The organism is Pseudoalteromonas aurantia, assembly GCF_005886875.1.
GTDB classification, from domain to species: Bacteria; Pseudomonadota; Gammaproteobacteria; order Enterobacterales; family Alteromonadaceae; genus Pseudoalteromonas; species Pseudoalteromonas aurantia_A.
The window spans coordinates 40,961-57,402 of the sequence record NZ_PNBY01000020.1 but is presented as its reverse complement, the minus strand read 5'-3'; the positions used below and the strand labels follow the sequence as shown (position 1 = coordinate 57,402).

Genomic DNA, 16,442 nt, shown 5'->3' with positions numbered 1-16,442 from the left:
AATGCCCATTCTTTCTATGCTTTATTTCTTATACTTTTCGAACCATGCTAGGGTATGCTCAATTTTACTGATCATACGCGATGGTCTTCCTGCAATACCGTGTGGTGCGCCCGGTATTTTTATAAGAACGGTATCTATTTTACGTAGCTTTAATGCTTGATAATACTGCTCAGTCTCTGCCATCGGTGTTCGCAAATCCTCTTCACCGGTCATTAACATGGTTGGTGTTGTAACATTACCAACGAGAGACATAGGTGAACGCTGCCAGTAGTGCTCAACATGATCCCAAGGCATCCCTGGAAACTGTGTAGGGATCTGGGTTAAACCACTGTCTGCGGTAAGTACTTTGCTAAGCCAGTTAATTACTGGTTTTACTACCACTGCGGCATTAAAACGCTCTGTTAATCCAATAGCATAAGCAGTCGCAATACCGCCAGCGGATCCCCCTGCAATAAATAAATTTTGCTCATCGATAAAGCCTGTTTTTATCATTGCATCAACCCCTGAGTCGTGGTCTGCAAAATCCTCTTTAGAGCTATATTTATATTTTAATAGCATCGCAAAACGCTCGCCGTATGAGCTGCTACCTCGGTGATTGTCATAAAATACCACATAGCCCTCTGCTGCATATCGTTGGAGCTCAGCAGAAAAGTGAGGACCATAAGCTAAGTGAGGGCCGCCGTGAATTTCTAACAATAAAGGGTATTTTTTAGTCGGATCAAAATTGGGAGGTGTTATATACCAACCTTGTATTGCTTCACCATCAAATGATGATTTGTAATTGATTTCATGCACTTTACCAAGTCGTTTATGAGCGAGCAAATCTTCGTTCAAAGACGTTAACTGCTTCACTTTACCCCGGCTACTCACCATCGCGACATTTGACGGTCGTTCACTTGTGCCTAATGTATATGCAATATCACCGGCGTAATTAGCGCTAAATGAACCACTTAAATAAGGTCGGCCTAACGTGCTCCCTGACACGGTATCGGTTAAGTCTTTAATTTTCCCGCTTGTGGAAATGGTCGCAAGCTTGCGTTTGCCAAAATCGTCATACGACATTGCGAGCTTAGATGAACCAATCCACGTGGGGTTTTGTATCGAACGGTCAAAATCACTGGCAATCATTTCTGACTTTTTAGTACGCCACGTCATAATATTTAGTTTGTGGTTACGATAAGGATTTGGTGCGTTAGAAGCGCTTAAATATGCCAACTGTTTACCATTTTCAGAGAAACTAGGCGAATGCTCTCTACCTGGTGCCGACGTAAGTTGGGTTAATTTGTTATCTAAACTGATCTCGAACAAATCACCTTCTAACCTTTTATATTCCCAATCCGCAATTCTGTTTGCGGAGAATACTATCGATTTAGAATCACGACGCCATGCAAGTTTGCCACTGTGGTGAAACTCACCTGAGGTTAACTGTCTTGGTGTACCGCCTTCGCAAGGTAAAACAAAAATCTGCTTATAACCTGGTTTTACCAAACCACGCCCATCAGCCTGATAATAGGCTTTATCGATAACAATAGCAGGCTCAGACCAGTTAGCGCCTTTAGGTTTTACAGGCATTTTTGCAACCACTGTTGGCTTTTCATTGACCTGTTGGCTAAAAGCAAGCCACTGACTGTCAGGTGACCAAGTTAAGTTACTCACACCAGAGGTGAGTTGTGACACAAGCGCGGTTCTATTTTCAGCTAAATAATGCACATGTATTTGCGTGGAACCCGATACATTGCTGATGAATGCCACTTTTTTACCATCAGCAGACCATCGAGGGTGACTAAACTGATTTGCCCCTGAAAACAATGGCGTCTGCTCATTGGTTTTTGTATTTACCAACCACAGGTTGCGACGTTTACTGTCATTCATAACGTCATTACTGTTACGTACGTAAACTATTTGCTCACCGTCAGGTGAAAGCTGTACATCACTGGCATATTCTAGTGAAAAGATATCTTTGGCAGTGAAAATGCTATCAGCGTGGGCCATTACGGGTAATAACGCGCAAATCGCGACCGCAAGACGGTTTCTATATGACATGAAAAATTCCAAACGAGTGTTATTAAGTAACACACATTTTTAAACAAAATTTACCATTCGTCACTGATTAGTCGATGAAATGTCTCAGATAAGAGAGCAACGACTTCCAGCCCCCTGATACCGCATTCTTCACATAACAATGCCTGCGTGTAGACAAGGCCATTCCTTAGAAAATATCAGTAAAAACAAAAAAGCCAGCAACTCATGCTGGCTTTTAATCACCACTCGTCGTTACTAAAAGCCAAATAAGCTCACAGCAAAAAACTTAGTCGCGACCGTATTAACAAAAATAATAAGTAAAATAACCGGAATAAACGTCGACAGTGAAAAATTCACGTATTTCTCGGTGAAGCTTCCTTTGTAACCATCACACCCTAGTGATAACTCCTCAGACAGTTTTATTTTCTTCCAGCGGTAGATTACGAATAGACATACCATTAACCCATTAAGCGGTAAAATCGTATCGTAAAAAACATCGTACACTAAATCGAACAAACTCTTGGGAGCACCGCCATAACTAATAAACTGAGTTAACCAATCAACCATACCAAAAGACATAGTACACAAGACGGTTAATGCCCCAGTTGAACCAGCCAATATGATTAATGCGGTTTTCCGGCTTACCTTTTTTTCTTCAATTAATGCCGCTGTAGGTACTTCGATGATTGAAACCAAAGACGTTATTGCGGCAAAAAATACCAACAAGAAGAATATAAATGCCACAATTGACGCACCTGTGTAGCCAATATCAGATTGAATAGCTAGCAAAATTTTGGGCAGGTAAACAAAAATCATTGACACTGACGACTCTGACAATTCATCTGGATTGGTCGCAGGATTAAAGCTAAATATAGCAGGTAACACCATTAAACCGGCGATAAACGCAACCAATGAATCTGTCACTGCCACCATTTTAGCACCACCAACAATGTCCTCTTTCTTAGAAATATACGATGCATAGGTCATTAAAATACCCATACCCAACGATAACGAGAAGAATGCTTGTGACAGAGCGCCATTTAATACACTGGCATTCATTTTAGAAAAGTCAGGAATAACATAATAACGAACGCCCGCCATTGCATTATCAAGGGTCAGCACATAGCCAACGAGACCTATTAACAACACAAACAATGCTGGCATTAAGAATTTCGCTGCTTTCTCAATCCCCTGCTTCACGCCACCAACAAGGATCAGGTTAACAATCACCCCTACCAATAACATGTACCAAAACACACTTGATTGGTTTATAAATTGCCCAAAATGCTTAGGATCAGCGAGTGCATCTAAATTACCCAGGGCTGTCTGGGCAAGATAGCCAAATATCCACACCGTAATTACCATGTAAAATACCGCGATCATAAACGGTGTCAGAACAGCGAGCATTCCCGCAAATGACCATTTCTTATCATTGCCGGATAATGTTTTATATGCGCCGTATGGGTCTTGCTGTGCTTTTCGACCCATCGCCATTTCAGCCATCATTACAGGGAGACATATAAATGCCACAAATAGCGCATAGACTAATAAAAAAGCACCACCACCATTTTTGGTAGCCGATACTGGAAAGCCAACTAAGTTACCTATACCAACAGCAGATCCCGCTGCTGCTAAGATAAACCCTAGTCGGGAGCTAAAATGCTCACGATTTGCACTCATGCAGACAACCTTATTATTATTTTTTAATTAATATCCGAGCGACTCTAACAGTCTTGGCGTGTCATTTTCAAGTATTTAACGTTAAAGCCCTACACAAATCGCATCAACGTTTACAACGTAATATGAATCAGACTAATATAAGGAAATTTTATCTTACTGATTAGCAAAGCTATGTTATACATGATCTACTCAATAGATGTAGAAAATTCGTTAGAAAAGCGCTTGGGCGCAAGACCTGCGCACCTAGCAAGATTAACTGAATTACAAGCACAGGACAGATTAGTCACTGCCGGTCCATTGCCCGCCATTGATTCTACTGAACCAGGTGAAGCAGGATTTACAGGGTCTTTACTCATCGCAGAATTTGCGTCTTTGAAAGATGCCAAAGAATGGGCCAATGATGATCCCTATTTTATCGCTGGCGTATATTCAGGTTGTACCGTAAAACCATTTAAAAAAGTATTCTAATCCGAGTATAAGTTCAGGAAAGGTTAATCACCTTACTTCTAATCTTATACACTCTTGTTAAGTAAATTTAAGATCGTGGAGCTTTGTAAAATGCGATTGTCAGTTTGTTTGTTTCTACTGGGTTTGTTTTTAACTTCAAACAGTGCCCTAAGTGCTGAAAAGCCTACTGAACAGACAATTACCAAAAAACAGGCGGTAGAACTTGCACTCGCAAGCTATGCTGGAAAAACTTTAAAGATCACTGAGCAAGGTGATCACTTCATCGTACGTATATTACAAAGCAACGGTCGTATTGTAGACCTCAAAGTAAATAAAATGACTGGTGAGGTCAAAAAGGATTAGAAATGCGAATTTTAGTAATTGAAGATGATATTCAACTGGCCGAGAATTTACGTAGTACGCTTGAAAAAGAAAAGTACAGTATCGACCTATGTCATGATGGCGAATCAGGGTTGTTTCATCTCAAAGAATACCCACTTGATATGGCCGTAATTGACCTTGGGTTACCCAAACTCAATGGGATTGAAATCATCCGCCAAGCCCGTGCAGCGGGCATTGATATTCCCATATTAATCCTCACTGCCCGCGATAGATGGCAAGATAAAGTCGAGGGCCTCGACGCGGGTGCCGATGATTACTTGACCAAGCCTTTTCACCTCGAAGAACTCATTGCTCGCTGTAATGCATTAATTAGAAGAAGTGCAGGACAAGCTAATCCAGAGATGAGTATCGGTCCGATAAAGATTCATACGCGTTCTCAGCAAGTGTGGGTAAATGATCGTGAGCTGTCTTTAACTGCATATGAATACAAAGTACTTGAATACCTTATGGTGAATCCACAAAAGGTCATTTCTAAATCAGAGCTAACAGAGCATATCTATGATCAAGACTTCGACCTTGATTCCAATGTAATAGAGGTGTTCGTGCTCAGACTGCGTAAAAAACTTGACCCTGACGGCACACTCAATCCCGTTGAAACACTTCGAGGAAGAGGATATAGGTTTAAAAGTCAGTGGTAAACGCAGCGCAAATCTCTTTGAAAATAAGGCAAGGATTTATCCTTGTCTTTGTTTTAATTATCGCTCTACCAGCGCTGTTTTTTTCTATCGGCCGCGCTTATCATGCGTCACTGGTTGATGCCACAGAAAAAACCTTAGAAGCCCACCTTTACTCTCTCATTTCTGAAGTTGAATTCGTGTCCGACGGAATTGAAATGCCACGTACTATTCTGGCACCTGAATTAAACCGGCTTAATTCCGATACATTCGCTATGGTATACCAAGACCAAACCCTTGTTTGGTATTCTGAGTCAGCCGTTAACTTGTCAGTGACGCCAGAATTTATTGATGGCAGAGCTGGTGCAGCCGAATTTGAGCTTGTTGAATATAACAATGCCAAATACTGGCAACTGAGCTTAACGGTGATACTCGGTAATGCAGAGCAGAGCCAACACGCGAGATTCATCCTTTTAAAAAGTAATGGGGCCTTAGTGGCACAAATGTCCGGTTTTAGAAATACGCTCGTAAATTGGATGCTGGTGATGGGCGTGATCATCGCTGGGCTTATGGCCGTTGGCTTCATTTGGAATGCAAGGCCACTGCAACGACTTGATAAAGAAATCAAGGAGGTAGAAGCCGGAGAAAGGGACAAAATAAGTGGCTTATACCCTATTGAGTTGCAAACAATCAAAGCTGACTTAAATTTATTATTAGACTCGCAAAGACGTCAAAAAGAGCGCTACCGCGCCTCTTTGAGCGATTTAGCCCATGCCCTTAAAACGCCACTTGCAGTACTAAAATCAAGCCCTATGGCAAGTGACGCCGATGCGCAAGAACAATTAGATCGTATTAACGTCATGATCGAACACCAATTAAAGCGTGCCGCGACTGGCGCATCAGATACATGGAAAAAACAAACAGTAATTGAACCTGTGCTACATTCTATACTCAATGCAATGAGAAAGGTTTATTATGATAAACACATTGATTTTCAGTACACTTGTGATGACAATCTTGCCTTTTTAGGCGATAAAACCGATTTAATGGAAATTCTTGGCAATATCATAGATAACGCCTGTAAAGCATGTGTAAAACAAGTCGAAATTAATATCGCTGTATTGGAAAAAAAAGGCTTACGCATTGAAATTTGTGATGATGGGCCAGGTGTACCAGAAAATCGGCGTTCCGAGCTATTAAAACGCGGTGCAAGGTTAGATACGTATGAAGCAGGGCACGGTGTTGGCATGGCCATTGTTTCTGATTTAGTTAACGCCTACCACGGCCAAATACACATCGATAATTCACCCCAGGGTGGGGCTAGGTTTACGATTGAGTTTAATTATGAAAAAAACTAAGTACTTATTAACATCATTACCTTGTCTATTGTTGTCGACATTTGCGCAGGCAAATTTCGACATTTTGAAAGACTGTGATCCCTTAGCTGACACGCACCCGTCTCGGGCTAAAAATTACATTGTGTGTTTAGATGATAACATCAGGAACCTCGAACGCACCCGTAAAACCTGGATCACAAAACTTCGTCTTGATATGGACTTGATCGAGCAAGATACGGGTAACTCGCAATTACTCCCTATTATTGAGCGAAGCTTTATTCGTCAAGACAACTATATTGAGGATAGCTGTCGGTGGCGTTACTTACATCAAATGCCCAACGCAACCAAAGCAGCCATTATTTATAAAAAATGTAAAATCCGCATGTTAAAAAGACACATAGAAGATTTAAAACATCCTTATTGAACTTTAACTTCACCATTTCCGAGCATGGTCGCAAGCCACTGACCTTCTTCAGTGGCTTCTAAAGCAATTTTTACTATCATCGTCAGTGGAACTGACAGCAACATACCGACAGTGCCTAACAACCACCCCCAGAAAATTAACGAAAGAAATACCACTAAAGTAGATAAACCAAGGCCTCGTCCCATAAAGCGAGGTTCGATAATATTACCCATCACAGTATTTATCGTAATATAGCCAATTGCCACAATACCAGATGCCACAGGCCCAACTGTCAACAAAGCCAATAAAACCGCAGGAATAGCCGCGATAATAGACCCAATATTAGGGATGTAATTCAATAAAAAAGCCAACACTGCCCACAACACGAAATAATCGACATTAAGTATCCAGAGTAACAGTCCTGCACAAAACCCAGTACCAAGCGACACCATAGTTTTAATCGCTAGATAAGAGTTAATAGACTCTAAAAACCGGTCAATTTGTAGCATTTTCATTTCCGGGTCATCTAGAGCCAAATGCACCTTTTTACTTAACATAGGTGCTTCAAATAGCATAAACACCACGGTTAAAATGATTAAAAATAAGTTAGCCATAACCCCACCAAAACCGGTTAGCATATTGGTCGCCATGTCAATCATTTTTCCAGGGTCAAAGAGTGAAATTAACTGGTTTTTATCTATGAGAATATTGTACTGCGCTGCTATATCGACAAGCCAAATAAATTTATCCTGTAACTGCTCTCTGTAATCTGGAAGTTGCTTAGAAAAGTCGGTAAGTGATTGGCCTACAAGGCCTGCCAGACTCATCCCAACAGCGCTAATTAAGCAAATAATAATCACGATAGAGAGACCTTTCGGTATATGAAAGCGTGCAAAGAATCGAAGTAATGGATTACAAATAATGGCAATAAAGGCGGCTAAAATAAAAGGGACAATGATGTCACTTGCTAACTTCACGCCCGCTAGCACAACAAACAAAGAGGCCAAAATAACAAGGCTTCTGTTTAAACCCGATAATGACGACACTGGATTTCCTTAACGATTTTTTTCTGATTCTAATGCATTCCCTGATAAAGTCATAACTATTTACAGTCCAGTCCAATGCTTTACTTGATTGTTGTAGAGTACGCATAATTTAATTCTCTAATTCCCTATGCCACTCTATTTTTCTTAAAATTTTCAGCCTGTGCAAAAATCTCTTTATACACTTCGTCTCGACTAACCGGCGGGTAGCCAAACCTATGGAGTAGCATGATCAAATCAACTTTTAACTCAGCCTTAATATCATCACGGTTATTCCAATCGGTGTATTTGGCTTTATCATCAACAACCTCTTTTACAGCTTGCGACAATTCAATTAATTTCTCGTCAGGGTAAGTAAAGTCATACTTAACAGCCAACGATTTTAATATGTCGTAAAAGGCTTTTTCTTCAAAGCTAATACCTAAGTCATCGTTAGAGTCCATCTCAGTTTTAAGGTCGGTAAACATATTGATAATTTCATCAGAAAAGTCTTCTAATACTTCACTGACCAATACATCTTCTTCTTTTCGCTCATTGTACTTTTCAACTAACGCCTTAAACCGTTTGGTGAAATCTACCCCTTGTGCAAGATTAACCTTTTTCATTTCTCCAATGGCTTTAGCTAGCATTTTTTGCAGTAGCATTATTTTGGTATTGGACAGCTTTATTTTGCCAATTTTGGCAAGATAGTCTTCATCAAAAATATCAATCTCACCATCGTCGTTGCCAAGTTTGAATATTTCCTCTACCCCCTCACTTTTAAGCGCCTCTGCAATCATCTCACGCACTTTAGCGTTCATCTGAGTAGTATCAGGCGCATCGCCTTTGGTTAACTTATAAATAATTGAGCGAACAGCTAAATAAAAGTGAATATAATCCCGCTCTTTTTCTGAAAGCTTCTCGCTGCCACAACACACATCATAAGCGGCTTTTAAACGCTTAACTAAGGCCATAAAGCGTTTCTCAAGTTTGCCAATAGAGAGTACAAATTCAGCCGCAGAATTTAAGCAATTTAACTGTGCCACTGGCTCGCCAGTGAAATATGGAGAAGAGTTAAACTGATGGAAAATTCGATTGAGTAAATCTAAATGATCTTTAACCGCAATAACCGACTGATTAATATCTTCAAAGTTCGTTTCTTCTGACTTTGAGAACTGCGCTAACGCTTTATTCATCGCCGTTTTAATACCGATGTAATCGACCACTAAACCTTTATGCTTACCTGAAAACTTGCGGTTAACACGTGAAATAGTTTGAATAAGATTATGTTTTTGCAGTGGTTTATCAATATAAATCGTATCAAGAAATGGGACATCAAAACCAGTAAGCCACATATCAACGACAATGGCGATTTTAAAGTTAGATTTATCATTCTTAAACTGACGGTCTAACTCTTTACGGTACTCTTTGGTGCCTAGTAAGTTATACAGGGCTTCTGGATCATCTTTACCACGTGTCATAACCATTTTGACACGTTCCATCGGTTTGATTTTCTTCTTCTCTTGTTCGCTTAACGTAGAGCCTTTTTCGCACTCCAGTATTTCAAACCACTCAGGGCGTAACGCTTCCAGCTCCTGATAAAACAGGTAAGCAATCTCACGTGAACTACTAACAAACATGGCTTTACCTTTTATGGTAGAACCTTCAGTGATGCGTGCTTCGTAGTGTTCAACAAAATCTTTAGCTAGCGTGCGTATGCGATCAAGATCGCCCAAAATCGAGTTCATGCTCGAAGTGGCTTTTTTGCTTTCTTCTATTTGATGTTCATTGCTACCAGAGTCTTCACATTGCTTGTAATACGCTTCTATCTCTTCTAACTTGGCATTATTAAGCAATACTTTTGCCGCACGGCCTTCGTAAACAATACGCACCGTTATTTCATCTTTCACCGACTCTGACATGGTATACGCATCTATTACCTCACCAAAAACATCTAACGTGGCATCAATAGGTGTGCCGGTAAAACCAACAAAGGTCGCATTAGGTAATGAGTCATGTAAATACTTTGCAAAACCGTATGTGCGCCTCACTCCGGCATTAGGGCCTTTATCAGTAATCACCACCTTTTGATCTAAGTTTACTTGGCTACGATGTGCCTCATCAGAAATACAAATAACGTTGGTACGCTCTGTGAGTACTTCAATGTCTTCGGTAAATTTATGAATGGTCGTTAAAAATACACCGCCACTTTGTCGGCCTTTAAGAAGTGTTCTTAGTTGATCGCGGCTTTCAACACTCACAATATGATCATCGCCAATATAGCTTTTAGCGTTGGAGAATTGTTTAGATAACTGGTCGTCTAAATCTGTTCTGTCGGTAATTAATACAATGGTCGGGCTTTCAAATTCAACGCTTTTCATCAAAAGCCGTGATAAAAACTGCATGGTAAAGCTTTTACCACAGCCTGTAGCACCAAAATACGTACCGCCTTTACCACTGCCCCCTTCTACATTGCCGCCAGCAGTAAGCAACTTTCGCTCTTTCTTAATATTCTCAAAAAGCTTTCTAGCTGCGTAATATTGTGGGTAACGGCACACTATTTTTACTTCATCTTTAGATTTATCAGGAAAGTAAATAAAGTGTCGAATAACATCACATAAACGTTCTTTATCAAACAAGCCTTGCAACATAGTATGCAAGCCATTAATGCCGTCTTGCTCTATTGATTCATCCCCCGTCACTTTTCGCCATGCATAATAAAAATCATAAGGTGCAAATACATTGCCCATTTTATTATTTACCCCATCACTAATCACGCACAGTGCATTGAAAACAAATAACTGAGGAATATCACGGCGATAACGAGTGGTTAATTGCACATAGGCATGATGTAATGTGGCTTGTTCTTCACGAATGGCGCTCTTAAATTCAAACACAACAACAGGCAAACCATTGATATATATAATACCATCAGGAATACGCATGGCGTTATCTGCTGATGGGCTGTCAATCTCTAGCTGATTAACGATCTTAAAAATATTGTGCTGTGTTGAAGCAGCATAAGTGATGCTTGACTCTGCAACCCTAGGTAACGCTTCATGTGACGCTTGAGCAACCGCGACTTCTGCCTTCTTTACTTGGTCATAGTCAATTAGCTGAATATATAAATCTTTTTTAGACGCTTCACCGGGCTTACTACCTGCTTCACGTTTTAATAAAAAGCCATCACTTAACCACTTACAAAAGGTTTTATTACTTTCATATAAGTCGCCTACCGGTAAGGTTTCAAGCTGTAAGATAATACTGTCAATTTCACCCGAGGTAATGTCATCAGCAGCATAACGATTTGCCAGATAGGCGCGTAAGTCTTCTTTTATTAATACCTGCTCTGGTTCTCGTGTGCCGTCAGCCATAGAAAAGTCTGAACCAGAGGTATACAGGTAGCCTTGATCACCCAGTAACTCTATAATGGCTGCTTCTAATTGAGCTTCTGTAAACTGCATAATATTTCCCTATTATTATTGTTTTATTTTGGCGCTTTTTGAGCGTACTTTTATCGCTGTATTTGATTGACCACTGACTCTAAAAGCATACTGAATAATGTGCCTTTAAAAGCTTCATCATATTACGTTTTGCTTTGTGTTGTTTGATAACGTGACGGATCATCCGGTGTAGTTGCTCAATATGATCACCTTGGAGGTTTTTCTCTAGCGTCAGCAGTAAATCGGTGGCGTGTTGATATGCTTGATTGTTACCTTGGCTTATTGTTGGTAGTACAACACGCGCATATAAATCGATGGCTTCTTGTGGGTGTTCTGCAACAATTAAATCCGCTAATGTAAGCAATTTTGTAAACTCTGCTTTATGTGACTTTACCCATAAACGGGCATTGGTTAACTCTTGGTGATACATATAAAAGCTTAATAACGCATCAGCCTCTCGGGCTATGCCTCCATAGCTATTTTCAGTGTAACAGTGGGTAAAAATATGCTCGGCTTTCTGTTTAAATGTTGTATCAATTACCCCTGTTTTTTTCTCCAGTGCCATTAACCCTTTGTAACCTGAAAAACTAGGGCGTTGGTTAAATAGTTGCCACGCCAACTGCCACGCTTGGCCATAGTCATTTAAAGCAAGGCGCAACTCAACTTCAAATTGTTGACAACTGATTTTTTCCCGGTCATTTTTTGCCGCGTGATAGGCTTTTTGTAACCAATATTCCGCATCTAAGAGTTCACCTTGATCAACACCTTTATTATCTAAACAAAGCTGGCTGATGCTAATAAAATCTCTTTCATCGTAAGCGGTCATTGCCATCAATGTGCATTGTTGCTGCCAATCATTATTTTGTTGCGCTTGTGCTATGAGGGGTTCAATTAAGCGGGCGAATTTAGATTTTTGTTGCCAGTTGCTTAAATCAACGCCTTGTTGCTGACGTTGTTGTGCAGCTGTTTCACATAAGCCAACAAAAATCTGTTTTACCGGATCGGTTAAGTTAAAGTCCTCGGGTACGCTCGGAAACACATCGTATTTATAGTCTTTATAATGGTCAAAAATCCATTGTGCCTTTTCATCGTCAGACCAAGCTTGCTGGTTAAACAAGGTACTTAATCGTTGATTTAATTCGCCTTCTAAATCAAAGCGGTAACCGCCTGAGTCATCGACTTGCTCTAATACGGTATTGAGCCGAACCAGCGCATGTAACACCAGTTGCCATTGTTTATCAACGGGCAAGCTATCGATGGCAATAAAAATGTCTGCAAACATGTCATCACTATGCCGAAAATAGGCGCTTGCCTCGCTGTAGCTCCAAACCTGCTTTTTTGGCAAGGCTTTGGTGATCATCTTTTTTATATCCGCAGCGCTTAACCCAACTTGATCGTTTAACATGGCAAGCTGCCAACGGCTTTGCTCTTCGGCAGACTCGCCGATATAATTGAGAATAATCTCGCTGAGTTCACCTACCGATTTTTGTTTAAACCAGGTTTTTAGCTGGCTCATAATGGGGTGCTGTTCGTCGTCATAGGTTTTCATGATGGGTATGCTTCTGTCGCGGCCGTGCATTTACTGTTGTCAGCAGGCAAGGTTAATTCGCCAGAGATTAGTTTTGGTAGTAAATAATCTCGTGTATCAGTTAGAGTATTTGAGTGCTTGATATTTTCCGTGACTTTATCGTATTGAGCTTTTGCAATACAGCTATACGCATCAACAATGGATTTTGAAGGGACAATTAGCTTAATACTTCTAAACGTTTTTTTACTTATCTCGGCAAAAGTAGTGCCGCCTGAAATACCTTTAATTTCATCCATCACAGAATCTAAAAATTGCATAGTGTATTCAGGAGATAATGTTTTCTTGCACTGTAAAGCAATGTAACCTTGGTTAATTGCAACGGGAACTTTAGCGAAGGCTAAATAGCCAACAGGTGCTCTTGAAGACATTAATACTGTATCTACAGGCAGCAAACCTGAAGTTATTTTTGCTAAGCCTGCTTCAGTAATCTTACGGTTTGTATCTAATAATATTTTTGAGTCATTACCTGATAGATCTTTTGGTGATGTCCAGTGTATTTCACCACCCTCCCAAAAATCTGAGTTTTTCGTACTAGGTGTTGAACCACCTTTGATCTCAAACTCATCGCCAGTATTTGATAAAACCCAACCCTTAGGTATCCAGCCGTTGATGCCGATTGATGGTTCATCCGTCTGTTCAAATTCACTTGGGAAGAGTTGACGGATATCTTCGGGTAGTGGTTTAGCTTCGTCTTTTTTATCGGCTGAGGGCTCTCCATTAGCACTTTGTTGTTGCACTTTACTCGCTGATGGCGCTTGTTGGCGTTGCTGTTGCCTCAAAAGTGCTTTTTTCTGTAAGGCTTCTGGGAAGTCGTTAACTGCCATACCGCTAGCAAGGGCGTTGTCGAAAACGGGATCAAAATCGACAAACCAGCTTTTAAATAACGCTTGCGCCATTTTTTCTAGAGTTTGGTTGGTTTGGCGGTTTAACTGTATTTTATTATCAAGGCTGTAGAGAACGTCAGCGATGCGTTTTTGTTCTTCTAATTCAGGTATTGAAAACTTTAACCGTTCGAAAGTAGCGAGGTTAATGTTATCTTGAACAGAGCCTATGGCTTCTCTTTGTAATTGAGCTTTTAAATATCGAAAACGATATTCAATAAAGCGGACATCACACAAACTTTCATCCGCTATAAAGCCAATTACGCTATCAGGAAAACATGCTGGGTATGTCAAAATTCCAGTTTCAGCAATGTTTGCAGCAATAGTGATACACATTGTATTGGTTGGCCACAAACGACTTTGCGCTAATCCTGCTTCACTGTAGGTTTGCGAATGTGTAGATACTAGCCCACCAGAAGCTTTAATATCCCCAGTTTGTATGAAAGGATATTTTCCTCCATATAAGTGCTCAGCATACCTAGGACGATGCTTAGACTTTCCTCTGGCTACCTCGCCTAAATCATTTAACCCTACTTTTTTCCAATTACTCGCCATAACCCAACACCTCCAAGTTTTGGCGGATCGCTTTATCTAGTTCTTCTGCCTGCTCCATCTGGCTATAAAGGGTTTGGCTTAGCTCCTTCATTTTAACTTCAAACGGGATGCCGTCATCTTCAATGTCAGCAGCGCCCACATAACGGCCCGGTGTTAATACAAAGTCATTCGCTTTAATATCTTCAAGCGAAGCTGACTTGCAATAACCAGCAACATCTTCATACGGTTCAAGAGATCCCGCATCAAGTGCGGAATGACCGGGGGTGTTGCGCCAAGCATGGTAAGTGCGAGCAATATCAGCAATATCATCCGTGGTTAATTCTTTATTGGTACGGCTGATCATTGAGCCCATTTCACGGGCATCAATAAATAGCGTTTCACCTTGGCGGTTGCGCCTGTTACCTAGTGAATCTCCCTCAGTACTTGCTTTTTTATTCTTGGTGATAAACCATAAACATACCGGGATTTGTGTGGTGTAGAACAATTGCCCCGGCAGTGCAATCATACAATCCACTAAGTCTTGCTCGATGATTTTTTGGCGAATCGCACCTTCGGTATTTGTATTGGTTGACATTGCGCCATTGGCCAATACAAACCCTGCGGTGCCGTTTTCACTAAGCTTTGAGATCATGTGCATGATCCACGCATAGTTCGCATTGCCTGTTGGGGGTACGTCAAAACCCGCCCAACGGCCATCGTCAACTAATTCGCTATCAGAACGCCATTGTTTTTGGTTAAACGGCGGATTTGCCATAATAAAGTCGGCTTTTAAGTCTGGGTGTTGATCTTTAAAAAAACTATCACCGGCAACTTCACCTAAGTTGCCGGAAATACCCCGCACCGCTAAGTTCATTTTGGCGAGTTTGTAGGTGGTATTCGTGTATTCCTGTCCATAAATTGAAATATCTTTACGATTGCCTTTGTGGCTGTCGATAAACTTAAGCGATTGCACAAACATACCGCCAGAACCACAACATGGGTCGTAAATTTTACCTTTGAACGGTTCAATCATTTCAGCAATTAACGCAACGACTGATTTTGGCGTATAGAATTCACCACCACCTTTGCCCTCACTAGAGGCAAACTTACCTAAAAAGTATTCGTAAACGCGACCCACTAAATCTTCTTCAGTCATTTCACACTCAGAAGCCGCAGTGTCGATGTTATTAATGGTATCGATAAGTGACGCAAGCTTACTGGTAACAAGCCCTAAGCGGCTAAAGTAGTTTTCTGGCAATGCGCCTTTTAATGATGGGTTGTTCTTTTCAACGGTGTGTAATGCGGTATCAATTTTTACAGCAATGTCGTCTTGCTTCATGTTCTTTTTAATAAACGACCAACGGGCTTCCTCTGGTAAGTAAAACACGTTGTCTTGCATGTAAAATTCCACTTGCTCAACAAAATCCTGCATACCACCATCAATTAAGGCTTGGCGTTTGTCTTCAAACTTATCACTGATAAATTTTAAGAAGATAAGACTTAATACCACATGCTTATATTCAGACGACTCAACACTGCCACGCAGTTTATTTGCGGTATCCCAGAGGGTTTCTTCAAAATTGGGGTTTGCGGTGTTGCTCTTTTTGCTTTTAGCGGTTGCCATTCACTTTACCTTAATTCTTTTTTTAAACAGTGATCTGTATCATTTAGTAGTATGGTACATTGAATTTACTTTTAACTCATGTAGTTATGTAAGTAAAACTTTACCTACACGCTATTATCTTGTTCATCTTCAGCAATAATAGTCAGCACTTGCTCAAGATATTTGCCATGTGCTGTGGATGTTGCTGAGCGCAAATATGATCAGGGGTAATATCTTCTAGCGAAATATTAACGAACTCTTTACGATAGCGTGTTGCTATTGAAAAGATTTGATAAATTGCTCTCTCTGTATTTGTAATGTGCTGTTGATCACAATTAGCATATTGAGTTAATGCCTCTTTTTTCTCTTCATACATTCGAATATGAATTGATGATGGATAGCAATAATCATCTTAGCTGTTTATTCGCTTAGCTATATTTTTATAAACTTGTTTTTCTATGTTTTA

General features: G+C 40.5%; 12 protein-coding genes. 5 read left to right on the top strand and 7 right to left on the bottom strand.

The genetic code is table 11. The annotated features are described in order from the left end of the window. Positions 1 to 21: 21 nt before the first annotated feature. Both CWC18_RS04900 and CWC18_RS04895 read right to left on the bottom strand, forming a co-directional pair. The gene (locus CWC18_RS04900) at positions 22 to 2,043 is read right to left on the bottom strand and encodes a S9 family peptidase (RefSeq protein WP_138674831.1); all 2,022 of its coding nucleotides are present in this window, start codon (positions 2,041 to 2,043) and stop codon (positions 22 to 24) included. Positions 2,044 to 2,277: 234 nt separating this feature from the next. Then, entirely contained in the window at positions 2,278 to 3,702 is a 1,425-nt protein-coding gene (locus CWC18_RS04895; RefSeq protein WP_138674830.1) for a sodium-dependent transporter, read from the bottom strand. A 171-nt stretch (positions 3,703 to 3,873) separates the two neighbouring features. Between CWC18_RS04895 and CWC18_RS04890 the strand changes: the two genes are divergently transcribed. From CWC18_RS04890 to CWC18_RS04870, 5 genes are all read left to right on the top strand, one after another. Beyond that, on the top strand, positions 3,874 to 4,170 hold the full coding sequence (locus tag CWC18_RS04890) for a YciI family protein (RefSeq protein WP_138674829.1): 297 nt from the start codon (positions 3,874 to 3,876) through the stop codon (positions 4,168 to 4,170). Between the two features lie 90 nt (positions 4,171 to 4,260). After that, a complete protein-coding gene (locus tag CWC18_RS04885) occupies positions 4,261 to 4,512 on the top strand; it encodes a PepSY domain-containing protein (protein ID WP_138592165.1) in 252 nt (83 codons plus the stop codon). A 2-nt stretch (positions 4,513 to 4,514) separates the two neighbouring features. After that, positions 4,515 to 5,189, top strand: coding sequence for a response regulator transcription factor (locus CWC18_RS04880; protein WP_138592164.1), 675 nt, complete (start codon positions 4,515 to 4,517; stop codon positions 5,187 to 5,189). Next, complete coding sequence (locus CWC18_RS04875) at positions 5,183 to 6,523, top strand: ATP-binding protein (RefSeq protein ID WP_138592163.1); 1,341 nt, start codon at positions 5,183 to 5,185, stop codon at positions 6,521 to 6,523. Before CWC18_RS04880 ends, CWC18_RS04875 begins: the two co-directional genes overlap by 7 nt. Beyond that, the gene (locus tag CWC18_RS04870) at positions 6,510 to 6,926 is read left to right on the top strand and encodes a hypothetical protein (protein ID WP_138592162.1); all 417 of its coding nucleotides are present in this window, start codon (positions 6,510 to 6,512) and stop codon (positions 6,924 to 6,926) included. The genes CWC18_RS04875 and CWC18_RS04870 overlap by 14 nt, the downstream gene beginning before the upstream one ends. Here the strand turns inward: CWC18_RS04870 and CWC18_RS04865 are convergent. The 5 genes from CWC18_RS04865 to CWC18_RS04845 form a co-directional block, all read right to left on the bottom strand. Beyond that, entirely contained in the window at positions 6,920 to 7,951 is a 1,032-nt protein-coding gene (locus CWC18_RS04865; RefSeq protein WP_138592161.1) for an AI-2E family transporter, read from the bottom strand. The two genes, CWC18_RS04870 and CWC18_RS04865, sit on opposite strands and share 7 nt — an antisense overlap. Before the next feature lie 125 nt (positions 7,952 to 8,076). After that, positions 8,077 to 11,391: a type I restriction endonuclease subunit R gene (locus tag CWC18_RS04860; protein ID WP_138592160.1), complete on the bottom strand. Its 3,315-nt coding sequence runs from the start codon at positions 11,389 to 11,391 to the stop codon at positions 8,077 to 8,079. Between the two features lie 79 nt (positions 11,392 to 11,470). Beyond that, positions 11,471 to 12,919: a hypothetical protein gene (locus CWC18_RS04855; RefSeq protein WP_138592159.1), complete on the bottom strand. Its 1,449-nt coding sequence runs from the start codon at positions 12,917 to 12,919 to the stop codon at positions 11,471 to 11,473. Then, positions 12,916 to 14,394, bottom strand: a complete 1,479-nt coding sequence (locus tag CWC18_RS04850; protein ID WP_138592158.1) for a restriction endonuclease subunit S — start codon at positions 14,392 to 14,394, stop codon at positions 12,916 to 12,918. The genes CWC18_RS04855 and CWC18_RS04850 overlap by 4 nt, the downstream gene beginning before the upstream one ends. Then, positions 14,384 to 15,997 carry a type I restriction-modification system subunit M gene (locus CWC18_RS04845; RefSeq protein ID WP_138674828.1) on the bottom strand — a complete coding sequence of 538 codons (1,614 nt, stop codon included), beginning with the start codon at positions 15,995 to 15,997 and terminating at the stop codon, positions 14,384 to 14,386. Before CWC18_RS04845 ends, CWC18_RS04850 begins: the two co-directional genes overlap by 11 nt. Between the last annotated feature and the right edge of the window lie 445 nt (positions 15,998 to 16,442).